Annotated in this window: 21 protein-coding genes; 10 read left to right on the top strand and 11 right to left on the bottom strand. The window is 66.4% G+C overall.

Going from position 1 to position 23,492, the window contains the following annotated elements:
* Positions 1-6 precede the first annotated feature (6 nt).
* The 4 genes from ACSFB7_RS19950 (at position 7) to ACSFB7_RS19935 (ending at position 4,299) form a co-directional block, all read left to right on the top strand.
* The gene (locus ACSFB7_RS19950; RefSeq protein ID WP_435473171.1) at positions 7-999 is read left to right on the top strand and encodes a hypothetical protein; all 993 of its coding nucleotides are present in this window, start codon (positions 7-9) and stop codon (positions 997-999) included.
* Positions 996-1,463, top strand: coding sequence for a hypothetical protein (locus ACSFB7_RS19945; RefSeq protein WP_435473169.1), 468 nt, complete (start codon positions 996-998; stop codon positions 1,461-1,463). The genes ACSFB7_RS19950 and ACSFB7_RS19945 overlap by 4 nt, the downstream gene beginning before the upstream one ends.
* Before the next feature lie 110 nt (positions 1,464-1,573).
* The gene (locus tag ACSFB7_RS19940; protein ID WP_435473403.1) at positions 1,574-3,301 is read left to right on the top strand and encodes a ShlB/FhaC/HecB family hemolysin secretion/activation protein; all 1,728 of its coding nucleotides are present in this window, start codon (positions 1,574-1,576) and stop codon (positions 3,299-3,301) included.
* 20 nt (positions 3,302-3,321) lie between these two features.
* Positions 3,322-4,299: a hypothetical protein gene (locus ACSFB7_RS19935; RefSeq protein ID WP_435473168.1), complete on the top strand. Its 978-nt coding sequence runs from the start codon at positions 3,322-3,324 to the stop codon at positions 4,297-4,299.
* Positions 4,300-4,383: 84 nt separating this feature from the next.
* Here ACSFB7_RS19935 and ACSFB7_RS19930 read toward each other — a convergent pair whose 3' ends face one another.
* The 5 genes from ACSFB7_RS19930 to argH form a co-directional block, all read right to left on the bottom strand.
* Positions 4,384-5,823, bottom strand: a complete 1,440-nt coding sequence (locus ACSFB7_RS19930) for an efflux transporter outer membrane subunit (RefSeq protein ID WP_435473166.1) — start codon at positions 5,821-5,823, stop codon at positions 4,384-4,386.
* Entirely contained in the window at positions 5,823-9,014 is a 3,192-nt protein-coding gene (locus ACSFB7_RS19925) for an efflux RND transporter permease subunit (protein WP_435473165.1), read from the bottom strand. Before ACSFB7_RS19925 ends, ACSFB7_RS19930 begins: the two co-directional genes overlap by 1 nt.
* Before the next feature lie 9 nt (positions 9,015-9,023).
* Positions 9,024-10,235 (bottom strand): efflux RND transporter periplasmic adaptor subunit, encoded by a 1,212-nt coding sequence (locus ACSFB7_RS19920; protein WP_435473163.1) that lies wholly within the window; start codon positions 10,233-10,235, stop codon positions 9,024-9,026.
* Positions 10,236-10,413: 178 nt separating this feature from the next.
* Entirely contained in the window at positions 10,414-11,892 is a 1,479-nt protein-coding gene (locus ACSFB7_RS19915) for a rhomboid family intramembrane serine protease (protein WP_435473161.1), read from the bottom strand.
* Positions 11,893-11,917: 25 nt separating this feature from the next.
* Positions 11,918-13,315, bottom strand: coding sequence for an argininosuccinate lyase (gene argH / locus ACSFB7_RS19910; protein WP_435473159.1), 1,398 nt, complete (start codon positions 13,313-13,315; stop codon positions 11,918-11,920).
* 56 nt (positions 13,316-13,371) lie between these two features.
* Between argH and ACSFB7_RS19905 the strand changes: the two genes are divergently transcribed.
* From ACSFB7_RS19905 to ACSFB7_RS19895, 3 genes are read left to right on the top strand one after another with little or no spacing between them, the layout of a single operon-like run.
* Positions 13,372-14,448 carry a sensor histidine kinase gene (locus ACSFB7_RS19905; RefSeq protein ID WP_435473401.1) on the top strand — a complete coding sequence of 359 codons (1,077 nt, stop codon included), beginning with the start codon at positions 13,372-13,374 and terminating at the stop codon, positions 14,446-14,448.
* Positions 14,445-15,191, top strand: coding sequence for a LytR/AlgR family response regulator transcription factor (locus tag ACSFB7_RS19900; protein ID WP_435473157.1), 747 nt, complete (start codon positions 14,445-14,447; stop codon positions 15,189-15,191). Before ACSFB7_RS19905 ends, ACSFB7_RS19900 begins: the two co-directional genes overlap by 4 nt.
* Positions 15,188-16,465 carry an AI-2E family transporter gene (locus ACSFB7_RS19895; protein WP_435473155.1) on the top strand — a complete coding sequence of 426 codons (1,278 nt, stop codon included), beginning with the start codon at positions 15,188-15,190 and terminating at the stop codon, positions 16,463-16,465. Before ACSFB7_RS19900 ends, ACSFB7_RS19895 begins: the two co-directional genes overlap by 4 nt.
* A gap of 3 nt (positions 16,466-16,468) precedes the next feature.
* Here the strand turns inward: ACSFB7_RS19895 and ACSFB7_RS19890 are convergent, their stop codons facing one another.
* Positions 16,469-17,050 carry a TetR/AcrR family transcriptional regulator gene (locus ACSFB7_RS19890; protein ID WP_435473153.1) on the bottom strand — a complete coding sequence of 194 codons (582 nt, stop codon included), beginning with the start codon at positions 17,048-17,050 and terminating at the stop codon, positions 16,469-16,471.
* A 113-nt stretch (positions 17,051-17,163) separates the two neighbouring features.
* Here ACSFB7_RS19890 and ACSFB7_RS19885 point away from each other — a divergent pair, with 113 nt between their 5' ends.
* A complete protein-coding gene (locus ACSFB7_RS19885) occupies positions 17,164-17,610 on the top strand; it encodes a hypothetical protein (protein WP_435473151.1) in 447 nt (148 codons plus the stop codon).
* A 14-nt stretch (positions 17,611-17,624) separates the two neighbouring features.
* On the opposite strand, the gene ACSFB7_RS19880 is transcribed toward ACSFB7_RS19885, so the two are convergent.
* On the bottom strand, positions 17,625-18,122 hold the full coding sequence (locus tag ACSFB7_RS19880; RefSeq protein WP_435473149.1) for a winged helix-turn-helix transcriptional regulator: 498 nt from the start codon (positions 18,120-18,122) through the stop codon (positions 17,625-17,627).
* 177 nt (positions 18,123-18,299) lie between these two features.
* Here ACSFB7_RS19880 and ACSFB7_RS19875 point away from each other — a divergent pair, with 177 nt between their 5' ends.
* Positions 18,300-18,692, top strand: a complete 393-nt coding sequence (locus ACSFB7_RS19875) for a tautomerase family protein (protein WP_435473147.1) — start codon at positions 18,300-18,302, stop codon at positions 18,690-18,692.
* On the opposite strand, the gene ACSFB7_RS19870 is transcribed toward ACSFB7_RS19875, so the two are convergent.
* Both ACSFB7_RS19870 and ACSFB7_RS19865 read right to left on the bottom strand, forming a co-directional pair.
* Complete coding sequence (locus tag ACSFB7_RS19870; RefSeq protein ID WP_435473146.1) at positions 18,686-19,936, bottom strand: MFS transporter; 1,251 nt, start codon at positions 19,934-19,936, stop codon at positions 18,686-18,688. The genes ACSFB7_RS19875 and ACSFB7_RS19870 overlap by 7 nt on opposite strands.
* 8 nt (positions 19,937-19,944) lie before the next feature.
* On the bottom strand, positions 19,945-20,478 hold the full coding sequence (locus ACSFB7_RS19865; protein ID WP_435473145.1) for a GNAT family N-acetyltransferase: 534 nt from the start codon (positions 20,476-20,478) through the stop codon (positions 19,945-19,947).
* 48 nt (positions 20,479-20,526) lie between these two features.
* On the opposite strand from ACSFB7_RS19865, the gene ACSFB7_RS19860 reads away from it, so the two are divergent.
* Positions 20,527-21,453 (top strand): LysR family transcriptional regulator, encoded by a 927-nt coding sequence (locus tag ACSFB7_RS19860; RefSeq protein ID WP_435473143.1) that lies wholly within the window; start codon positions 20,527-20,529, stop codon positions 21,451-21,453.
* Positions 21,454-21,483: 30 nt separating this feature from the next.
* Here ACSFB7_RS19860 and ACSFB7_RS19855 read toward each other — a convergent pair whose 3' ends face one another.
* Both ACSFB7_RS19855 and ACSFB7_RS19850 read right to left on the bottom strand, forming a co-directional pair.
* On the bottom strand, positions 21,484-22,722 hold the full coding sequence (locus ACSFB7_RS19855) for an MFS transporter (protein WP_435473141.1): 1,239 nt from the start codon (positions 22,720-22,722) through the stop codon (positions 21,484-21,486).
* Positions 22,723-22,937: 215 nt separating this feature from the next.
* Positions 22,938-23,477, bottom strand: coding sequence for a hypothetical protein (locus ACSFB7_RS19850; RefSeq protein ID WP_435473139.1), 540 nt, complete (start codon positions 23,475-23,477; stop codon positions 22,938-22,940).
* Positions 23,478-23,492 lie beyond the last annotated feature (15 nt).

Below are 23,492 nucleotides of genomic sequence, written 5' to 3'. Positions count from 1 at the left end.
ATAGACATGTTGCGTGCACAAGAATCAACCATTGCGAAGATCAAGATGAATTCCACCCTCCCTTCGATTGCACCACTCGGATCCTGGCCTACCTTAAAGCGTTACCTGGCACGCGAGACTGAGTGGCAGCATATGGGTTTGGAAGCGCACAAAAAGACGCTTGTGGAATATGCCGCGACAGGGCAAATCGTCTATGTATCGCCAGAAACGGGAATGGAAGTTCTCGTAGATCGGCCTTCACGGTCTGTGTACCTAAGTGCCCCCTTGGCGATGCTTGCTAAATCCAATGTGATCGATGGCAGTCGACTCGCAGTTTCGGGGGCGAGCGCGCAGAAGGTATTGGCGAGTGCCGTCGTCTGCAGAGAGCTTGGTCTTCTTCAGAACTTCCTGGTTGAATCGGAATTTCCAACCCTGCATGGACGCAAGCTGAGCATGTTCAGTGCGCGAGAAATGGGGTGGGTGGGTTTGGCGGCGGCAGTGGGGGCAATAGAGGTTGCCGCCCGGTTGGCTCCTTTGCTGATCGCAGCCACCCAAGAGGGGTATCTGATCAGTTCAAATTCCCTTGGCATGCAGCACTGGATTCTTCGCCTGTGGTGCAAGGTAAATGGACTGGACTACCCGAACACTGGCTATCCGCGCTATGACGTTGCTGAAGGCGTCCTGGAGATGTGGGACACAGAGGACACTGAGTTGCTCGGAGCTTGGCTGGTGCAACTATGCAATCTGCATACCCGCTTAACGGCACAGCGAGACAACATGGATTTCGCCAACGTATTCAGCCATTTCCCCGTTGAGGTGTTGCTGCTATTTCGCCTTCGAGAGCAAGCGGGCCTCGCAAATCCACAGGTCGATCACCCAATCATGAAATTTCCTTGGTCTCACTTGTGGCCTGTCGCACCTGCCGAGCCCGATGAGTTACTGGCCGGCGTGTATCGGAGGCTCAAGACGGATGAAGGCATCACGGTACAGGGTTTGTACGCGCAACTTCTTCCTACATGAAGAAGTTGCGCGCTGCCCAGAATTTATCTGCAATGAAATTTCGAACCCCCTGCCTTGTGATTCTGGCGTGCATCGCTCTCGCCGCTTGCCGAACCGCACCGTTGTACGAGTCCAGTCGCCGCGCATTGGTGGCGGCAGAAGAGGACGAAGAGCGCACCGTAGTCAGCCAGCCTGTGCCGGGTACCGCCATCGCGCAACTCCACGCTGGGATGACCTACGCGGAGGCCATCAAAATCATGGGCAAGCCGAATGCCGAAACGGTGAACAACACAGGCAAGGCTTGGATACCAACCTATAGCGGAACGGACCGGTGGCGTCACTACCTCGCCTACAAGGGGCAAGGCGTGCTGGTCTTCGCTGGAGCGGCAGGCGGGGAGATCGCCGAAATCTCGCGCACCAAGTCCTACACGCCCGACATGCTGATTCAGATCGTGCACAACCCCCGGGACACTGGCAAGTTCTGACGGCGCAGTCCAAGCAACGCGTGTTTCGCTGAAGTTGCGGAACTTCAGTGCGTGGCGAAGCCGATAAGAAAGATATTGAGGGAGAGAAATTGAAAAAAAACTCGCGTGCCATGCTGGCCGGCGTACTGTTGGGTGGCCCCCTGTGGGCTCAAGCCCAGGTTCCAAGCACCCCGCAACCCTTCGTCGAGCAGCAGCGCCAGCAGGAGCGCGAACGCGCTTTGCGCGAGCAGAACGAGCGCACTGTTGATCAGCGTCCGCAGGCTGCGCCACCAGCGCCAAACCAGCGCATCCCCGAATCCGAGTCCCCGTGCTTTCGCATCGACCGTGTGCTGCTTGTCGGTGAACAGTCCGAGTCCTTCCAGTGGGCCGTCTCCGATCTGTCGGGGCCTGATGGCAACGATTCGCCCATCGGCCGATGCCTCGGCACCTCCGGTGTCAACGTCGTCCTCGCACGTGCCCAGCAAGCCGCCATCGCCCGCGGCTACGTCACAACCCGCGTTCTCGCCGCACCACAGGATCTTTCGACCGGCACCTTGACGCTGTCGCTCGTGCCAGGCCGCATCGCCGCCATTCGCACGACGCCCGACTCCTCATCGACATTGCTCGGCAGCTCAGCCTTGCTTGCCACAGCCATCCCCGCCCGCCCCGGCGACCTGCTGAACCTGCGCGACATCGAGCAAGGCCTGGAAAACCTCAAGCGTTCCCCCACCGCCGAAGCCGACATCCAGATCGAACCCTCCACCGCCGCGAACGCCAAGCCCGGCGACAGCGACCTCGTCGTCAAGTACGTCCAATCCAAGAAGTGGCGCGTCACCCTGAGCCTGGACGACAGCGGCACTGAAGCCACGGGCCGCTACCAATCCGGCGCCACCGTTTCACTGGACAACCCCTTCGGCCTGAACGACCTGCTCTACGTCAGCGCCAACCACAGCATCAACAACCACGTCTTCGGTGATCCGAAGAAGGGCACTGAAGGCCAGACCGTCCACTACTCGCTGCCTTACGGCTACTGGCTCCTGGGCTTCACCGCCTCCAACAGCCAGTACCACCAGAGTGTGGCCGGCCTGAACCAGGACTACGTCTACGCCGGCAAGAGCAACAACGCCGAGATCAAGCTCTCTCGCCTGATCTACCGCAACCAGCAGCGCAAGACCACGTTGGCCGTCAAGGGCTGGCGCCGCGAGTCGCGCAACTTCGTGGACGACACCGAGGTCGAGGTGCAGCACCGCGTGGTCGGGGGCCTGGAGTTCAGCCTGAACCACAAGGAGTTCATCGGCGATGCGACGCTCGAAGGCACGCTGGCCTACAAGCGCGGCACCGGTGGCTTCGGTTCGCGCGCCGCGCCGGAAGAAGAGTTCGGCGAGGGCACCTCGCGCCTGAAGCTCTACACCGCCGACATCAGCCTGAATGCGCCGTTCAAGCTCGGTGAGCAGAAGCTGCGCTACTCAGGCCTGATCCGGGCGCAGTGGAACCGCACGCCGCTGACGCCGCAAGACCGTTTCTCCATCGGCGGGCGCTACACGGTGCGAGGCTTCGATGGCGAGACGAGCCTGATGGGTGAGCGCGGCTGGCTGCTGCGCAATGACATCGGTTGGGCCATACCTTGGAGTGCAGGGCAGAGCGGGGCGGAGCTCTACGTGGGCATGGACTACGGCCATGTCGGCGGCCGCTCCACGGTCGATCTTCTGGGGCGCAGCCTGGCAGGTGCCGTCATCGGCGTGCGGGGCCAGTGGACCAAGCTGAGCTACGACTTCTTCGTCGGCGCGCCCATCCGCAAGCCGGAGGGCTATCGCACGGCGAAGGTCACGCTGGGCTTCAATCTCAACGCAAGTTTCTAACCAAGGAGGAAATAGTAAAAATGAAGAAACAAACACTTGTCACGGCAGCAGCTTTGCTCGCGCTGGGAACACTTCATGGATGTGGCGGCGGTGGTGGAGGTGGCGGCACGTTCTTGCCGCTCGCTGCTGCACCAGCCCCTGCGCCTGCAGCGCAACCGCCAGCCCCAGCCCCTGCGCCAGAGCCGGTAGCCTCCATCGATCCAACCGCTTGCATCACCGCCGCGCAACCCGGTTCAACAGCGGATATCGGTAACGGATTTGAAGGTGTCTGGGAGCGCAAACTTCCTGCAGACAACTTCACAAGCGGGCTCATCGTCATCGACAGTGCCGCGAACATGAATGGCTACACGATTGCCCCCAAGACAATCGGGTCCACAACTTTTCTGTCGACTGATGCCCAGTTCTTCGGGAGTCTCACTTTCAGCACAACCGATTCAACCTGGCAAGTCAAATCCGGTTCTGGCAGTCTTGACCTGAGCAGTGTCTGGGAGTCTCTTGCGGGCAACGGGACTTTCAGTGCCAAGAGCGCCCTGAGTGGCAGCTACACCGTTGGAGCGTCCCCATCCAGAAGTTTGGGGCCGTGGACCTATGCACTCGCCAACTCTCTGACCGTGAACTCAACGGTGCTGGCAAGAAGCTGGGGCGATGTTCAAGCGCAAAGCATCGGCTCCATCAAGGTGGCATCTGATGGATCGTTCACCGGATCGACGGCTCCGAACATAGCAACCGCGTACGGGGCGTGCTCGCTCACGGGGCGCATCCAACACGCAGATAGCGATACCTTGAAAAACAACTTGGTCATCAGTCTTTCGGCCACCGATGTAGCGAAAGCTGGCGAGCGCGCTTGCAACCTCGTGCAATTCACATCCGCGACTGGCTACGTTGACGTCACCCAAGAGACCAAAGATGGCGTGTGCAAGCGCACGATGAGTCTGCAAGTCAGTTTCAAGGACGCCACTGGAAAGCCGCAAGGAAGCATCAGCTTTCCCAACCCCTAGCCCAGAACGGACCACGGCGCCTCGTCAGCGCGCCTATCTCCGAAGTCGACCGCTATTCAGCGGACTTGAGCTGAAAAGAGGGCCTCAGCCCTCCTTCCACCCTCCACCCAACGCCTTGTAGATCGTCAGCCGATTGGTCTGCTCCATAAGCTGTAACCCAATCAGCGTCTGCTGCGCCGCGTAGTACGCGCGCTGCGCATCGAGCACGTCGAGATAACTGCTCGCACCGCTCTTGAACAGCGACTGCGACAACTCGAAGCTGCGAGATGTCGCACCCAGCAGCGAGCGTTGCGCATCGAGCCGCTCGGCCAGCGTGCGGCGTTCAGCTAGCGCATCGGCCACTTCGCGGAATGCGGTCTGCACGGTCTTCTCATAGGTCGCGAGCTGGATCTTCTGCTGCGTCTCGGCCACGAGCAGGTTCGCGCGGTTGGCGCCGCCGTCGAAGATCGGCACGCTGATCGAGGGCGCGAAGCTCCATGCCTTGCTGCCGCCCGCGAACAGGCCCGACAGATTGCTGCTGGCCGTGCCGGCCGATGCGGTGAGCGCGATGCGCGGAAAGAACGCAGCGCGCGCCGCGCCGATGTCGGCATTGCTGGCACGCAGCGCGTGTTCGGCGGCACGCACATCTGGGCGCTGCTGGAGCACGTCCGACGACAGGCCGGCAGGCGGCACGAGCAGTTGCGCGGCAGTGGCCGCAGCCGCCGTCGATGCGACCGCCACCGGCAGCAACTCGGCCGGCGGCGTGGCCCCGACCAGCAAGGCCAGCGCATTGCGGGCCTGCTCGACTTGGCTGTCGAATGCCGCAGCATCCGCGCGCGCGGCATCGACGGTGCTCTGCGACTGCGCCAGCGCCAGGCCGGACTGCGAGCCCAGCGCGTGGCTGCGCTGGATCAGCTCGAAGGACTTGCGCTGGCTGTCGAGCGTGCTGCGCGCGAGCTGCAGTCGCTGCTCGTCGGCGGCCAGTTGAAGCCATGCGGTGGCCACGGCCGCCACCAAGCTGATCTGCGTGCTGTGCCGTGTCTCCTCAGTCTGGAAGTAGCTCTGCAGCGCGGATTCGCTCAGGTTGCGCACGCGCCCGAACAGGTCGAGTTCGTAGCTCGTCAGGCCGAGGTCGGCGCTGTACTGCGTGGTGTAGCGCGCTTCACCGCTGGTCGACACACTGCCCGGCGTGCGCGAGCGGCTGCCACCGGCGCTGGCGTCGACAGTGGGGAACAGGCTGGCACGCGCAATGCCGTACTGGGCCCGCGCGCGTTCGATGTTGAGCGCGGCCACGCGCAGGTCGCGGTTGTTGGCGAGCGCGAGTTCGATCACGCCCCGCAGGCGCGGATCGACGAAGAAGTCGCGCCATGCAAGGTCGAGCGGTGTGGCCGCCTCGACACCGGCGGAGGGCAGGGCTTGCGGCACCGGAGCGACGGGTTTCTCATACGCGGGCGCAAGGTTGACGCAGCCCGCGAGCACGGCCGACGCCATGGCCGCGCAGGCGAGTGCGCGCAGGGGAAATCGGGAAAAGGATTGGCGCCGCATCAGTGGCCTCCCTGTTCAGCAGCGGCCGGAGCAGCGGGCAGCGATCCATTCGCCTTGTTGTCATCAGGCACGACAGGCTTGCGTCGCCCCTGCAGCCATCCGCGAATCAACGCAAAGAACAGCGGCACGAAGAAGATGCCGAGCGCGGTGCCGACCACCATGCCGCCGAGCACCGCGGTGCCGATCGACTGGCGGCCACCCGCGCCGGCACCGGTGCCGATGGCCAGCGGCAGTACGCCGAAGCCGAAGGCCAGCGAGGTCATCAGGATGGGCCGCAGGCGCAGCCGCACCGCCATCAGCGTGGCCTCGATCACGCTCTTGCCTTGCTCCTGCAACTGCTTGGCGAACTCGACGATCAGGATGGCGTTCTTCGACGACAGCCCCACGGTGGTGAGCAGGCCGACCTGAAAGTACACGTCATTGCTCAGGCCCCGGAAGCTGGTGAACATCAGCGCACCGACGATGCCCAGCGGTACCACCAGGATCACCGAGAACGGCACGGACCAGCTCTCGTACAGGGCCGCAAGGCACAGGAACACGAACAGGATCGAGATGGCATACAGCACCGGTGCCTGCGCACCCGACAGCCGCTCCTGGAACGATGCGCCGGTCCATTCGTAGCCGATGCCGGGGGGCATCTGCTTCATCACTTCGTCCACCGCAGCCATGGCGTCGCCCGAACTCACGCCCGGCGCTGCATCGCCCACGAACTCGTAGCTCGGGCTGCCGTTGTAGCGCTGCAGCTGCGGCGAGCCATACGTCCAGCGCGAGCTGGAGAAGGCCGGGAACGACACCATCTGGCCGAGGCTGTTGCGCACGCTCCAGCGGTCGATGTCGGTGGGCAGCATGCGAAAGGCGGTATCGCCCTGCATGTACACGCGCTTCACGCGCCCGTTGTCCAGGAAGTCGTTGATGTAGGTGCCGCCCATCGCGCTCGACAGCGTGCTGTCGATGTCGGCCGTGGCCAGGCTCGCCGCCCCGGCGCGCGCGTCGTCGATGTCGACTGCAAACTGTGGCGTGTCGTCCAGGTTGTTGCTGCGCACGTTCGCCACCTCGGGCCGCTTGGACAGCAGGTCGATGAGCTGGTCGCGCGCCTTCACCAGCGCATCGTGGCCCAGCCCGTTGATGTCCTTCAGGTGAAAGTTGAAGCCCGCGTTGGCGCCGAGCCCGCGCACCGCCGGTGGCAGCAGCACGAAGATGCGCGCGTCGCGGATGGTCGACAGCTCCTTGTTGGCGCGCCGTGCCAGCGCCGCGGCCGACTGTCCGTCGCCTTCGCGTTCGGCCCAGTCCTTGAGCTTGACGAAGGCGCGTGCCGAACTCTGGTCGCCGTTTTGGCCAGTGATGACGTTCACGCTCAGCACTTCGGGTTGCTTGGTGAAGTAGTCCTGCATCTGCGTGACCACCGGCTGCAGCCGCGCGTCCGATGCGCCCGGCGGCAGCGTCACCTGCACCTGCAGAAAGGCCTGGTCTTCATCGGGCAGGAACGAGGTCGGCAACCGCATGAACAGCAGCGCCATCACCGCCGCGATCAGCAGGTACACCACGATGCTGCGTTTGCCGCGCCGGATGATGCCGCCCACCACGCCCTGGTAGCGGTCGGCGCCCTTGTCGAAGTTGCGGTTGAAGCCCGCGAAGAAACGGTCGACCGCACCGAGCACGCCACGGCGAGCCACTGCATGCTGACCCTTGGCAACGGGCTTGAGCAGCGTCGCGCACAGCGCCGGTGTGAGCGTGAGCGCCACGAACACCGACAGCGCCATGGCCGAGACGATGGTGATCGAGAACTGCCGGTAGATCACGCCGGTCGATCCACCGAAGAAGGCCATCGGCACGAACACCGCCGACAGCACCAGCGCAATGCCGACCAGCGCCGGCGTGATCTCGGCCATCGACTTGCGCGTGGCCTCCTTGGGCGAGAGGCCTTCCTCATGCATCACGCGCTCGACGTTCTCCACCACCACGATGGCGTCGTCCACCAGGAGGCCGATGGCCAGCACCATGCCGAACATGGTGAGCGTGTTGATCGAGTAGCCCGCGATCGACAGCACGCCGAAGGTGCCCAGCAGCACCACCGGCACTGCAATGGCCGGGATCAGCGTCGCGCGGAAGTTCTGCAGAAAGACGTACATCACCAGCACGACCAGCAGCATGGCCTCGGCCAGCGCCTTCACCACTTCGTCGATGGACGCGCTCACGAAGGGCGTGGTGTCGTAGCTCACGAAGGTCTGCAGCTGGTTCGGAAAGAGCGGCTGCAGCTCGGCCACCTTGGCCTTGACGGCTTCGGCCACCTGCACCGCGTTGGCGCCGTCGGCCAGCACCACGCCCAGGCCGGCGCCGGGGCGACCGCCCAGTTGCGAGCGCACCGTGAGGTTCTCGGCACCGAGTTCGACGCGGGCCACGTCCTTCAGGCGCACCACGGCACCGTCGGGCGTGGCGCGCAGCACCACGTTCTCGAACTGCTCGGCCGTCTGCAGCTTGCTGCGCGCGGTGATGGTGGCGTTGAGCTGCTGCTGCGCACCGGCCGGCAACGCGCCGAGCTGGCCGGCCGACACCTGCGCGTTCTGCGCGGTGATGGCGTTGCCCACGTCCGAGGGCATCAGCGCGTACTTGCGCAGCTTGTCGGGGTCGAGCCACAGGCGCATGGCGTAGCCGGTGCCCAGCGTCTGCACTTCGCCCACGCCGTCGATGCGGCTGATGACGTCCACGAGATTGCTGCTGATGTAGTCACCCACGTCCACGGCCGACGCACTGCCGTCGCCCGAGTACATCGAGACGATCATCAGGAAGTCGTTGCCGCCCTTGGTGACGGTGACGCCGCGGCTTTGCACCTGCTGCGGCAGGCGCGACATGGCCTGCTGCAGCTTGTTCTGCACCTGCATCTGGGCCACGTCGATGTTGGTGCCCGCGTTGAAGGTGAGCGACAGGCGCGCCACGCCCGACGAGTTGCTGGTCGACTGCATGTAGAGCAGGTTGTCCAGCCCCTTCATCTGCTGCTCGATGACCTGCGTGACCGAGTCTTCGACCGTCTTGGCCGAGGCGCCGGTGTAGGTGGCGTTGATGGACACGCGCGGCGGCGCGATGTCGGGGTACTGCTCCAGCGGCAGCGTGCGGATGGCCATCAGCCCGGCGAGCATGACGACGATGGAGAGCACCCACGCGAAGATGGGGCGGTCGATGAAGAACTGGGCCATGGGCGGGCCTCAGCGTGCGATGGTGGTGGAGGCGGCGTCGGGCTCGGCGCTGGCCAACGGCTGCGCGCCGAGGTCGACCACCTTCACCTTGTCGCCCACCTTCACGCGCTGCGAGCCTTCCATCATCACGCGGTCGCCAGCGGCCAGCCCGTCGATCACCTGCCAGCGTGTGCCGACCGCGCGGCCGATGTTGATCGGGCGCTTCGCAACCTTGTCGTCCGCACCGATCACCAATGCCGAAGCGCTGCCGTCGGGCGCGCGCGTCACGGCCTGTTGCGGCACCAGCAGCGCGGCCGTGTTCACGCCTTCCTGCAGCACGGCGCGCACGTACATGCCGGGCATCAGCAGCTTGTCGGGGTTGGGCACCACCGCGCGCAAGGTGACGCTGCCGGTGCCTGCATCGACCGTCACGCCGCTGAAGGTGAGGCGGCCGGCGTGCGGATACTCGCTGCCGTCTTCCAGCAGCAGCCGGATGCGGGCGTCGGCATCGCTCGCGCGCTGCAGCCGGCCGCTGGCCAACTCGCGCTTCAGGCGCAGCAACTCGCTGCTCGACTGCGTGACGTGCACGTGGATCGGGTCGAGCTGCTGCACGGTGGTGAGGGCGGCGGCCTGGTTGGCGGTGACCAGCGCGCCCGGCGTCACGCTCGACAGTTCGGCCCAGCCGGTGATCGGTGAAGTGATGCGCGTGTAGCCCAGCTGGATGCGCGTGGTCTGCTCGGCGGCGCGTGCCACGCCCAGGTCGGCCTGGGCTTGCTGCTCGGCGGCCTGGGTTTCGTCGAACACCTGGCGGCTGATGGCGTCGATCTTCACCAGCTCCGCATTGCGCTTTGCCACCGTGCGTGCCGTGGCCAGGGCCGACTCGGCCTTGCGCACGCTGGCTTGCGCGCTGGCGTGCGCCGCCTGCAGCGAGGCCGGGTCGAGCTGGTAGAGCACCTGGCCGGCCTTGACCTGCGAGCCTTCGGTGAAGAGCCGCTCCTTCAGAATGCCGCCGACCTGCGGACGGATCTCGGCGATGACCGGCGCGGCGGTGCGGCCGGGCAGCTCGGTGCTCAGGGCCAGGGTCTCTTGCTTCAGGGTGACGGCGCCGACTTCCTTGTCTGGTGCGGCGGCTGCCTTCGATGTGCCGGGTGTCTCCACGCTGGTGCGCGAGCAACCTGCGAGCGCGGCGATGGTGAGGGCCGTGAAGAGCAGGGCGAAACGGGAGGGTGTTTGGTCAGGCATCAGACAGGTAATTGAAGTAGCGAACGCCCCCGATGGAGCGGGTGAGCGGCCTCAAGTTCAACGACGCATGAGAGGCGTGGCCGGCTTTACACGCGGTTTACTGCAATTGCGGTGCCATGACGCGGCGATCGCGTGACAGCCATGTGACACGACGGCCGGAGCCGTTGCGGTGCCGCCTTCAGGCCCGCTGTAGCGCGCGCGTCACCATGTCGTTCGGCGCAAGCCGCAGCAGATGCGGCAGCAGCCCCATGGCCTTGTCGCGTTCGCCCGCATGCAGCAGCCCGTTGGCGCACACCGAGAGCGTGTTCGCCAGCTCGGGGTGATCGGGCGCGGTCTTCAGCAGGATGCGGCACAGCTTGTCCGCGTCCCCGAACTGGCGGATGCGGGCGAAGCGGCGCGCCAGGCGGGCCATGTCGTCCGGCTTCAGGCGCACACCGGGTCGGGCCTGTTCGAGGTAAGTGGTGAAGCTCGCATGCTGCAGTGCCAGCGTGTCGGCGTCGGTGGCGGGCAGACGGAAGATGCGGCGCGCGGCCTGGTGGAAGTCGTCGCTCGCAGGCTGCAGGCGCGCGGTGTTGAACCAGGCGCGCAGCGTGTCGGTGTCGCCGGGGCGCAGGGCGGCCGCGGCGCGCCATTCGGCGCAGGCGTTCTCGAACTTCATCGTGGCGGCCAGCTTGCGCGCGGCGGCCACATGCTGGTCGAAGAGGTCGTCGTCGGTCACCATTTCCGACTTGACGGTCTCGGGCGTCTTCACGCGGTGCAGCAGCGTGGCGCCGGCCATCAGCGCGGCGCCGGTGAGCAGGCCACCGAGGTGGGCCATGTAGGCGATGCCCTGGCCGCCCAGCCAGTGCTGCATCAGCTCGTTGATGATCCATGCCGGCAGCAGCAGAAGGGCCGGCGCGGTCACGTAGTTGAAATAGAAGAACAGCTGGTAGAAAAAACGGATGCGCCGCAGCCGGTACATCACCGCGTACATGCCCATCAACGCCGAGATGGCGCCCGAGGCGCCCAGGCCGTAGCTGCCCTTGCCCGCATAGGCCCAGCCGGCCAGCGCGGAGGCGCCGACGGCGCCGAGCAGATAGAACGTGAGATAGGTGCCGCGGCCCAGAGCCAGCTCAACCGAGAAGCCGAACAGGAACAGGAAGAGCATGTTGCCCAGCAGATGCCCGGTGCTGCCGTGCAGGAAGGCGGCGGTGATCCAGGTCCAGGGCTTGAACTCGGCGTCCTTGCCGTAGTCCTGCGACCAGCGCTCGGTGAAGGGAGCGGGCAGCATCGCCTCGTAGTGCTGGCGGTCGCGTTTCCACTCGGTGTACTGCGGGTTCGCCGGCGTGATGACTTCATCGGCCTGCAGCCTCTGCAGGAATTTCTTCTCGTGCTGAAGGCCTTCGAGCAGTTGCGGATAAGTGTCTTCATCCGTCAGCATGCGCCGGGCCATCTTGCCGCGCTTTGGGTCTGTTTTTTCAAGCCACTCCACGAAGGGCGGCAGCTCCAGTTGGGGCAGCACGCTCTTCGTGTAGTAGCTGGCGGCGCGCTCGCGCCCGTTCTCTTCGCTGCGCTGCGGCCCCCAGAACACGAGCATGTTCACAAGGATCAGCAGCACCGTCATCCACGGCGGGTTGCGCCAGCTCGGTTTGTTTTCGAGCGGGATGGCGTAGAACACGGCGCGGCGGCTGTCGTCGGCTCGCTCAGCCCAGGCGTGCGCGGTGGCGCGCGATCTGCGCCTTCACTTGCGCCGGGGCGGTGCCGCCCAGGATGTTGCGTGCGTTGAGCGAGCCGCGCAGGCTCAGCACGTCGTACACGTCCTTCTCGATGTTCGGGTTGAACTGCTGCAGCACCGACAGTGGCAGCTCGGCCAGGTCGACCTTGTGCGAGGTGGCGGCCTTCACGGCGTGCGCCACGGTTTCGTGCGCATCGCGGAAGGGCAGGCCCTTCTTCGTGAGGTAGTCGGCCAGGTCGGTGGCGGTGGCGTAGCCGCGCAGGGCCGCGGCTTCCATCGCCTCGGGCTTGACGGTGATGCCGCCGATCATCTCGGCAAAGATGCGCAGGGTGTCCTTGAGCGTGTCGACGGTGTCGAACAGCGGCTCCTTGTCTTCCTGGTTGTCCTTGTTGTAGGCCAGCGGCTGGCCCTTCATGAGCGTGATCAGCGCCATCAGGTGGCCGACCACGCGGCCGGTCTTGCCGCGCGCCAACTCGGGCACGTCGGGGTTTTTCTTCTGCGGCATGATCGACGAGCCGGTCGTGAAGCGGTCGGCGATCTGGATGAAGCCGAAGTTCTGGCTCATCCACAGGATCAGCTCTTCGCTCATGCGGCTGATGTGCACCATGCACAGGCTGGCGGCGGCGGTGAACTCGATCGCGAAGTCGCGGTCGCTCACGGCGTCCAGGCTGTTCTGGCACACGCCGTCCATGCTGAGGGTCTTGGCGACCAGTTCGCGGTCCAGCGGGTAGCTGGTGCCGGCCAGCGCGGCGGCGCCCAGCGGCAAGCGGTTCACGCGGCGGCGCACTTCGCCCATGCGTTCCGCATCGCGGCTGAACATTTCCACATACGCCAGCATGTGGTGGCCGAAGCTCACCGGCTGCGCCACCTGCAGGTGGGTGAAGCCGGGCAGGATCACCTCGACGTTCTTCTCGGCAATGTCGACCAGCGCCTTCTGCAGCTCGACCAGCAGGTCGCCGATCAGGTCGATTTCGCCGCGCAGCCACAGGCGCACGTCGGTGGCCACCTGGTCGTTGCGGCTGCGGCCGGTGTGCAGGCGCTTGCCGGCATCGCCCACCAGTTGGGTCAGGCGGGCTTCGATGTTCAGGTGCACGTCTTCGAGGTCGAGCTTCCACTCGAAGGCGCCGGATTCGATCTCGGCGCGAATCTGCGCCATCCCGCGTTCGATCGCGGCGTGGTCCTGCACGCCGATGATCCCCTGCGCGGCGAGCATGCCGGCGTGTGCCAGCGAGCCCTGGATGTCGGCTTGCCAGAGGCGTTTGTCGAAGAAGACGCTGGAGGTGTAGCGCTTCACCAGGTCGCTCATTGGTTCGGAGAACAGGGCCGACCAGGCTTCGGATTTCTTGTCGAGTTGGTTTTGGGTCATGGGAGCCGTCCAGGAGGCAATAATGGGTTGGTCACCCGATGTAACTGATGTCTGTGATGCGCAACCCGGCGATTTTATCGGCCAGCTCTACAACCACGTCCCCGGCATCGTCGGAAAGGGCCCGTTCGACCGCGCGCGGCGAGCCTTCGCTGTTCGACGCCTGCCGGATCGGCGTGGTGCTGCGCACCGTGGTGTTCGTCGAGGCGGTGGTGGCCATTGCCACGCTGTTCGTGGTGTCGACGCCCGCCGAATGGCTGGTGCAGACGGCCACCGTCACAGGTGGCGCCTTGCCCGCAACGCTGCTCTGGCTGGTGGCGACCTGCGGCCTCAAGAAGCCGTTGCGGCGCCTGCCGCGTCAGTGGCAATACGCGGCCGGTGCCACGCTCGGCGCCGTTTCCTCCCTTTATGGATGCGGTTTGCTGCGGCTGACGGGCGTGCTTTCCAATGCGCCGTGGCTCGCGAGCGCGCTGGCCGGGGCCCTTTTTGCGGGGCTGGTGATGGCGGCGATGGTGCTGCGCGCGCGCGGCCAGACGCCCGCGGCGACCACGGCCCGGCTCGAAGAGCTGCAATCGCGCATCCGCCCGCACTTTCTGTTCAACACGCTCAACAGCGCCATTGCGCTGGTGCGCGAGGAGCCGGCCAAGGCCGAGACCATGCTCGAAGACCTGGCCGAGCTGTTTCGCCAGGCGCTGGCCGACCCGGGCGAATCGGGCACGCTGGCCGACGAGATCGCACTGGCCGAGCGCTACCTGGCCATCGAGCAGGTGCGCTTCGGCGACCGCCTGCGCATCCGCTGGGACCTCGATGCCGCCGCCAGCAACGCGCGCCTGCCGCCGCTGCTGCTGCAGCCGCTGGTCGAGAACGCCATCAAGCACGGCGTGGAGCCCAGCCCCGAGGGCGCCAAGCTGCGCATCCGCACCGAGCGGCGCGGTTCCATGGTGGTGATCGAGGTGGTCAACAGCCTGCCGCCGCTGCGCTGGGCCGACGAGCCGCTGCCGCGCGGCCATGGCATCGCGCTGGCCAATGTGCGCGACCGCCTGCGCCTGTTGCACGACATGCAGATGCAGTTCAGCGCCGGCATGGACCAGAAGAACTACCGGGTGCGCATCGCCATCCCCGCTGAATCATCATGAGCCTCAAGACCCTGATCGTTGACGACGAAGCCCTGGCACGTTCCCGCATGCGCACGCTGCTGCGCGACTGCACCTCGCCCGCCGCCGAAGTGGTGGCCGAGGCCTCGCAGGGCGCGGAAGCGCAGCAGCACCTGGCCACGATGGCGCTCGACCTCGTGCTGCTCGACGTGCACATGCCCGGCGTCGATGGCATCGAGGTGGCACGCGCGCTGCGGAGCCGGGCCGACGCGCCGGCCGTGGTGTTCGTGACCGCGCATGCCGCCCATGCGGTGACGGCCTTCGAGCTTGACGCGGTCGACTACCTGACCAAGCCGGTGCGGGCCGAACGCCTGCAACAGGCCCTGCAGAAAGCCGAGCGATTCCTCAAGGAGCGCCGCGCGATACAGGCCGAGGCCGCGCCCGAGAGCGTGCTGATCCAGGACCGGGGCCGCGCCGAGCGGGTGCCGCTGTCCGAAGTGCTCTACCTGAAGTCCGAATACAAGTACCTCACCGTGCGCACCGCCACGCGCAGCCATATCCTCGACGGCTCGCTCAACGAGTTCGAGGAGCGCTATCCGAACCGCTTCCTGCGCGTGCACCGCAATGCGCTGGTGGCGCGTTCGGCGATCCGCGCGCTCGAAAAGTACGACGACGGCGAGGACGCCGAAGGCTGGGCCTTGCGGCTCGATGCGATTCCCGAACCCGTGGCGGTGTCGCGGCGCCAACTGGCCGCCGTGCGCGAAGTGCTGAAGGAAGCGCGATGACCGAAGAAACCAACGCACCTTCCGGCAAGCCGCCGACCGAAGAAGCGCCGCAATCTGCGCCCGAGTCGCTGCCTGCGAAGCCTTTGCAGCCAGCCGCTGAAGGGCCCGCTTCCGAGCCGGAGCAGCCCGAGGCGCCAGCGACGACGGATGCGCCCGCACGGGCCCGCCAACGCCTGCTGCTGCACATGCCGGTCGACGTGCGCAGCGCCTCGCTGGTGGTGCTCGCCGTGCTGGCCAGCGTCTTCGCGCTGCAGTGGGGCCAGGCCGTCTTCATTCCGCTGATGCTGAGCCTGCTGCTCACCTACGCGCTGTCGCCGCTGGTCGACATGCTGCATCGCTGGAAGCTGCCGCGCTGGATTGCCGCGGCGGTGATCCTGCTGGGCCTGTTCGGCGGCCTGGGCTGGACCGGCTATTCGCTTTCGGGCAGCGCCTCGCAACTGCTCGATTCGCTGCCGGTGGCCGCGCAGAAGCTGGGCCAGGCCATGCGCCGCGACAAGAGCGCCAGCGCCACGCCGCTCGAAAGCGTGCAGCAGGCTGCGGCACAACTGGAGAAGGCGGCCGAGGAAAACTCCGCGCGCGTTGCGGCCCGCAAGGGCGTGGCACGCGTCGTCATCGAGCGGCCGGGCTTCAACGTGCGCGACTACCTGCTCAGCGGCACCGTCGGCCTGCTGAGCGCAATGGGGCAGCTCACGCTGGTGGCCTTCCTGACCTACTTCGCGCTGTGCTCAGGCGATACCTTCCGCCGCAAGCTCATCAAGATCACCGGGTCGAGCCTGCAGAAGAAAAAGGTCACGGTGCATGTGCTGGACGACATCACCCGCAACATCGAGCGCTACCTGCTGGTGCAGATCCTGGTGAGCGCTGTGGTGGGCGTGACGACGGGCCTGGCGTTCTGGGTCATCGGGGTCGAGAACGCGGCCGTCTGGGGAATCATCGCGGGCGTGACCAACCTCATTCCCTACATCGGCTCGGTGATCGTGCTGGTGGCGGCAGGGCTGGTGGCCTTCCTGCAGTTCAACAGCCTGCAGATGGGCGTCGTGGTCGGTGGCGTGTCGCTGGCCATTCACACGCTCATCGGCAACCTGCTGATGCCCTGGCTCACCAGCCGCACCAGCCGCATGAACCCGGTGGCGGTGTTCGTGGGCGTGATCTTCTGGGGCTGGCTCTGGGGCATCTGGGGCCTGCTGCTGGGCATTCCGATCACGATGGTGATCAAGTCGATCTGCGACCGAGTGGAAGACCTGCAGCCCATCGGCGAGCTGCTGGGGGAGTAGGGCTCAGCCGAGCAGCGCCTTCAGCTCGTCGGCCGCGGCCTTGAGGATTTCCCGTGAGAGCGCTTCGTCGTTGACCGCGCGCGACAGCGACACCGCACCCACCAGCGAAGACAGCGCCGCGATGGCCTTCGCGCGCTTTTCCTTCGGCTTTTCCGCTGCCGCCAGCTTGGCCAGCAGGTCGAGGTAGGTGTTCACCTGCTGCGTGTAGGCCGTGCGCGTGCGCTCGTTGCCGCGAGCCACGTCGCCTGCCAGCGTGGTCACGGCGCAGCTCGTGGTCAGTGCGTCGCGGTGCGCGGTGCTCAGGTAGGCGTCGACCAGCCTGGCCGCCACCACCGGGCGGCTCGCCTTGGATGCGGCCACGGCCTCGACGGCACGGCCACCGTCGCTCAACGCGCATTCGACCGCTTCGGCCACCAGCGCGTCGCGCGAGGCGAAGTGGCGGTAGAAGCCGCCGTGCGTCAGGCCTGCGTCCTTCATGAGTTCGGCCACGCCCACGCCGTCGACGCCGGCCTCGCGGAAACGCGCAGCCGCCGTTTGCACGATGCGTGCGTGGCTTTCTTCCTTGTTCGCTTTTGAATGGCCCATGGGCGTGAAAAGTCCTCGGTCGTGTGCTTGACGATCAGGATTATGTTCATCATCATCCCCGATGTGGATGATGGTCGTCATTCAGAATCAACAAATCCTTGCAGGAGCCTTCCATGCCCATGATCGATGTTTACGCTGCAGCAGACCTGTTTCCGGCCGGTGCCGAAACCGACCGCCAACTCGGCGAAGCGCTCACGCTGGCGGTGCTTCGCGCCGAAGGCGTGACCAAGCCCGGCCCCTTTCACCTGGACAACACGGCCGCCTACATCCATCGCATGCCGGCGTCGGCGGTGCAGACCGCCACGAGCGCGCAGGCCCGCACGGTGCGCGTGCAGATCATCACGCCGCCGGGCTCGCTGAACCGCGAAGGGCAAAAGCAGATCACGAAGGAAGCCACCGAGATCGTCACGAAGCTGTCGGGCGACCCGAGCCAGGCCGCGCGCACCTGGGTGATCCTGACCGAGGCGGCCGAAGGCGGCTGGGGCATGTTCGGCACTGCCTTCGGCAAAGAAGAGTTCGCCGCGCTTGCCGCCAAGGCGAAGGCCGCTGCGGCTACATAGACCGCGTCTGCAATTCAGCGGGCGCCAGCTTTGGCTGCAGGGGTTTTGGTGCGCGTCGCTGCCTTCACGGGCAGCTTCTTCACGAAGGTATCGGCCGCATCCAACGGCTGCCCGTCGCGCGTGCGCAGGTCGATCTTTTGCACCGGCTTGCCGCTGTCCCGCTCGACCAGCACGGAGTGCGGCTCACCCTTGGCATAGAGGTGCGCCTCGCCCCAGTGGCGCAGGCCGACTACCACGGGGAACAGGCCCTTGCCCTTGGGCGTGAGCACGTATTCCTGGTAGAGCGTGCCGTCCGATGCGGGCACGAGGTCGAGCACGCCTTCCTGCACCAGCGACTTGAGCCGGTCGGCCAGGATGTTCTTGGCCACGCCCAGGCTTTGCTGGAATTCGCCGAAACGCTTCATGCCGTCGAAGGCATCGCGAATGACCAGCAGCGACCACTGGTCGCCCACGATCTCGAGCGAGCGTGCCATCGGGCAGGGGTCGTCTTTCAGGCTTTTTCTCCGGGCCATCTTTTCTTTGCTTTCCTTGCAAGGCGCGTGCGCCAACTGGTTGCAGGATTAGACCGCAATGGCATGCGGGTCGCCAAATAAAACCAGAATGGCCGGGATCTTTCTGGTTTCGATTGGAAGCTCCGGGGCCCGACAGATTCATCCAGCGCGCACAGACTCTTGAAGAAAGCTCCTGACATGCCCTACCTCCAGCTCGACGTGAACGGCACGCACCCCGTGGCCGACAAGAAGCGACTCGCGAAGAAACTCAGCGAGACCTACGCGCAGATGATGAGCGTCGACATCCGCCGCATCAGCATCGCGATCCGCGAAGTGGGCGAGGGCGGCGTCTGGCGCATGGTGGACGGCGAGCCGGTCGAAGTGTCGGTGCTGATGTGCGACATCCGGCGCGGCCGCTCCGCCGAGCTGCGGCTCGAAGTGGCCAAGGCGCTGTGCCGCGACTGCATCGACATCCTGGGCCTGCGCGAAGACCGGCTCAACGTCGAGTTCACCCAGCACACCGGCGACGAGATGTACCACCCCACGCTCGGCGGCTACAGCCCCGAGTGGTCGGAAGACGAAGCTCAGTGAGCCGGTCGCGCGCGATGCAGTCGTGAGAAGCGCGCGATCATCCACGGCCCCAGCAGCGCGCCCAGTCCGACCGAACTCCACGCCGCCACCCAGCTGTGCGTGCTGCCCAGGCCGAAGCGCGTCTGGCCCCAGTCCAGCGCTAGGCCGAACACCCACGGGCTGAGCGCGCCCGCGCCGAAGCCCATCACCGAACGCACCGAATACGCCACGCCCAGCCGGTGCGGCGCCACCACGTCAGCCAGCGCGGTCGAGTAGACCGATGAATCGGCAATGGCCAGCAGGTTGTAGATGGCGGCTGCCGCGGCCAGCAGCCACAGCGGCCAGGTCCACATCCAGCCGAACGCGAAGGACATGCAGAGGCTGGCGACGGTCGCGATCATCATGACCCGCGCGCGGCCCAGCCGGTCCGACGCCGCGCCGCCCGCGATGCTGCCGAACACGCTCACCAGATGCGCGAAGGCAGCGAGCGCGATGCCCGCGCCTTGCCACGCCGCCGTGCCGCCCGACGAGGCAACGAGGTAGGCGGGCAGCCACGCCCACAGCGCCATCAGCTCCCAGCAATGGAAGGCGTAGGCCCAGTTGCCGGCCATTGCGGGCTTGTCGCGCACCGTCGCGGCCAGCGCATTCCATGTGCCTTCGCGGGCTGTTTGCGTGGGGCGCGAAGGCGGACGCATCCGCCGCATGGCCTGCACCGTCAGCAAGGCACCGGCCACCGAACAGGCCGCCGCCACCAGCAGGCCATGGCGCCATTGCTGCGCGTGGCTGAAGGCCGCGACCACCGCGAGCGAGACCGCATAACCCATCGATGAAGCGCCGATGAAGAGCCCCATCGCGCGACCGCGCACGGCGGGCTCGGCATTGCGCGCCAGCAGTTGCAGGCCCGGCGTGTACGACGCACCCGCACACAACCCCGCCAGCCCGTAAAGCAGCATCGCGGAACGGTGGTCGTGCGCGAAGAGCGCGAAGGCCAGCGCCGCCATCGCGCTGACGAGGCTGCCGCCGAAGAAGATGCGGTGCGGCCCGTAGCGGTCGGCCAGCAGGCCCACCGTGAACAGCGAAACCATGTAGCCCACATGCCATGCGCTCTGGATCGAACCGGCCTGCGCGGCCGACATCTGCCAGTCGGCCATCATGAAGGGCAGCACGCCGGAGTAGGCCGTGACGATCATGGCCTGCAGCAGCCGGCTCGCGCACAGCAGCGCGAGCCAGCCGCGCAGGGGCGCGGCGGCGGTGTCGTTCGACATGCCGGGGCTCAGCGCAGCGCGCGCTGCATCAGCACCGTGTCGACCCACTGCCCGAACTTGAAGCCCACGTCGCGCAGCACGCCCACCCGCTCGAAGCCCAGCCTTTCGTGCAGCCCTTGCGAGCCGGCGTTGGCGCTGTTGCCGACCACCGCCACCATCTGCGTGAAGCCGCTGTCGGTGCAGCGCCGGATCACCTCGGCGAGCAGCGCCTTGCCGATGCCGTGGCCGTGCATGCCCTGCGCGACGTAGATCGAGTCTTCCACCGTGTGGCGGTAGGCGGAGCGGGCGCGGTAGGTGCTCGCATAGGCATAGCCGACCACCTCGCCGTTCTTCAGCGCGACGAGGTAGGGCAGGCCGCGCCGCAGCGTGTCGGTGCGGCGCGACTGCATCTGCTCGACGGTGGGTACTTCTTCCTCGAAGGAGCACAGGTCGTGCAGCACGTAGTGGCTGTAGATGGCCTGCACGAAGGGCATGTGATGCGGCTCGGCATCGAGGACTTCAACGGTGGCGAGGGCGGAGGCGGCGAGGGATGGCGATGACATGCCCCGATCTTGACGAGCCACCATCGATAAGTGAAGCTTGGCTCAGCTATGCAAGGCATAAGGAATACTTTGGAAAAGACACTGAACCTCGACCAGCTCAAGTCCTTCGGGCTGGTGATCGAAACGGGCAGCTTCTCTGCCGCCGCCGACCGGCTCGGTGTTTCCCAGCCGGCCGTGAGCCTGCAGATTCGCCAGCTGGAGCGAAGGCTGGCGGTGCGGCTGGTCGAGCGTGTCGGCAAGCGCGCCAGGGCCACGCCCGCGGGCATGGAACTGCTGCGCCACGCGCACCACATCGAGACCGCGGTGGACAATGCCATCGACGCGCTGGCCGACCATGCGAGCGGCATCACGGGCCGCGTGCGGCTGGGCACGGGCGCGACGGCCTGCCTGTACTTCCTGCCCGGCGTGCTGCGCGCATTGCGCGAGCAGTTCCCGGCGCTCGGCATCGTGGTCAGCACCGGCAACACCGACGACCATGTGCGCAAGGTGGAAGAGAACAGCCTCGACCTCGCGCTGGTCACGCTGCCGGCGGCGGGGCGTTCATTGACGGTGATGCCGGTGCTCGACGACGCGTTCGTCGCCATCGGCCGCCGCGACCTCGCACCGTTGAAGGCGCGCGTGACGCCGGTCGACCTGGGTGCCTTGCCGCTGGTGCTGTTCGAGCCAGCAGCCAACACACGCAAGCTGGTCGACCGCTGGTTCGCCGCCGAGGGCCTGCAGCCGCAGCCCGTGATGGAGCTGGGCAGCGTCGAGGCGATGAAGGAGATGGTGGCCGCGGGGCTCGGCTACGGCATCGTGCCCGGCATGTCGATGGTGGGGCGCGGTGCCCACCCCGAGCTGAAGAGCAGCCACCTGAACCCGCGCATGCACCGCACGCTGGCGGTGGTGATCCGGCGGGACAAGCCGGTCAACAAGGCCCTGCGCGTGGTGCTCGATGCGATCGTGGCGGCAGGGAAAAAGACAGGCCGCCGCTAGAGCGCAAAAGCGCAATGCGGCGGCCAGGTGTCATTCCGGAATGGCGGCCAGCGGTGCACCGCCGCGTGCGCGGCCCAGCGTGGCAACGATCAGCGCTGCAATCAGCACCAGCACGCCGCTGAGCACCATCGCGCTGGAGATGCCATGGCTGTCGACCGTCAGGCCACCGATCAGGGCGCCGGAGGCAATCGCCACCTGGAAGCCCGTCACGAGCAGGGCCTGTCCGGCTTCCTGCGCATCGGGCACCGCCTCCATCATCCAGCCGGTGAGCGCCACCGGAATCAGGCCGAACGCGATGCCCCAGATCACGACCACGATCGCGCCGGCCACCATGCCGGTGCCGATCAGCGTGGACAGCAGCAGCGCCGTCGCGAGCATCAGCGCCGCCAGCAGGGTGGTGCCGCGCACGCTGCGCGCCACCAGGCTGCCGCCCAGGAAGGTGCCGATGAAGCCCACCGCGCCATAGACCAGCAGCAGCGTCGAAACCGCATTGGCCTGCAGGCCGAACACCTGCTGCAGCAGCGGCTTCAGGTAGGTATAGGCCGCGAAGTGGCCGGCAATGAAGAACAGCACCGCGAGCAGCCCGACCTGTGCCATGCGGCGCGTGAGCGGCGTCAGCAGGTCACGCGCGCTGATGGCGCGCTGCGGCGGAATCGCCGGCAGCAGCCAGAGCTGCATCAGCAGCACGGCCGTGGCCAGCGCACCGGTGACCGCGAACGAAGCGCGCCAGCCGAACAGCGTGCCAAGGAGCGAACCGGCCGGCACGCCGAGCACGGTGGCGGCCGATACGCCCGCCAGCACCAGCGACATGGCGCGCGCCTGCGAGGCATGCGGCACCAGTTGCGTGGCAGCGGCCGGCGCAAAAGTCCAGAAGCCGCCGACGGCAAGGCCGAGCATCAGGCGCGCGACCAGCATCGTGCCGAAGTTGGGTGCAAAGGCCGCGAGCAGGTTCGAGGCGATCAGCAGCAGGGTGAGCGTGATCAGCACCGTGCGCCGGTCGAGCCGGCCCGAAGCGACGATGAGCGCCGGGCCCGCAAAGGCAGCCAGCACGCCGGGCATGGTGACCATCAGGCCGGCCGTGCCGTCGGACACGTTGAGCCCCCGGGCGATGTCGGTCAGAAGGCCGATGGGCATGAACTCGGTCGAGACCATGGCGAAGGTGCCGACGGCGATGGAACTGACGGCAAGCCATGCGGACCGCGAGGTGTGGGCCGGTGCGGCCGCCGCCACGTCGTCGATGCACGGGTTGCTGCTGGGTGAATTCATCATGGAGATGCTTTCCTGAAGGGCATCGGCAGCGCGTGCGCCAATGCTTGTGGAGGGCATTGGAGTGTGCGAGCTGACGCCTTCGCGACAAAGGGGGCGGGCAGCAGTAGTCAGTTTCCTGACGGCGAACAATCGACCCCTTTTGTGTTCCGGCGGACCCTCGGACCACCGCCAGGGTGGTCATTGCCATCACGCCCTGTGCGAGGGGCGACAGGGGTTCAAGCGATGACCGGACGCTGCTGCAGCACCCGGCCGTCGGCGATGAACGAATCGCCGATCAGCACGCGAAAGACCGCGCCATGCGGAAACTTCGGCCCGGCCACGGCCGGCGAGAGGAATTCGATCTCCAGCGCCTCGGGCATCGCGCGTTCGAGCACCTCGCCCTGCGGCACGAACCAGCGCGCCGAAAAGCCTTCGTTGTCGATCACCAGCGCGCAGCGGTATTCGCCCGCGCCGATCGGCACGTCCTGCGAAGGCAGCGCCGGCTTGCGGAACTTCAGTTCGACCAGCAGGTGTGGCGTGAACGCGCCCGCCCCGTCGAAGCTCGGCGGTGCGGCCGGCGGCGCCCGGCGCGGCCGCTTGCTGATGAGCCATGCGATGACGTTGCCGATGATCGGCACCCACAGCACCATCAGCAGCGTGCCGATGTCGCGCGCGGTCGATCCCCGTTCCGCGTAATGCCGCAGGAACGCGCCGCCCACGGCCACGCACAGCAGGATGATGACGATGAGTCGTCGGCGGACTTGGATGGTGGTCATGAAAGCGCGGGGATG

Origin of the sequence: Variovorax raffinosi, from assembly GCF_051216615.1 — a bacterium.
In the GTDB taxonomy this organism is placed as follows: Bacteria; Pseudomonadota; Gammaproteobacteria; order Burkholderiales; family Burkholderiaceae_C; genus Variovorax.
This window is presented reverse-complemented; position numbering and strand designations above follow the sequence as displayed.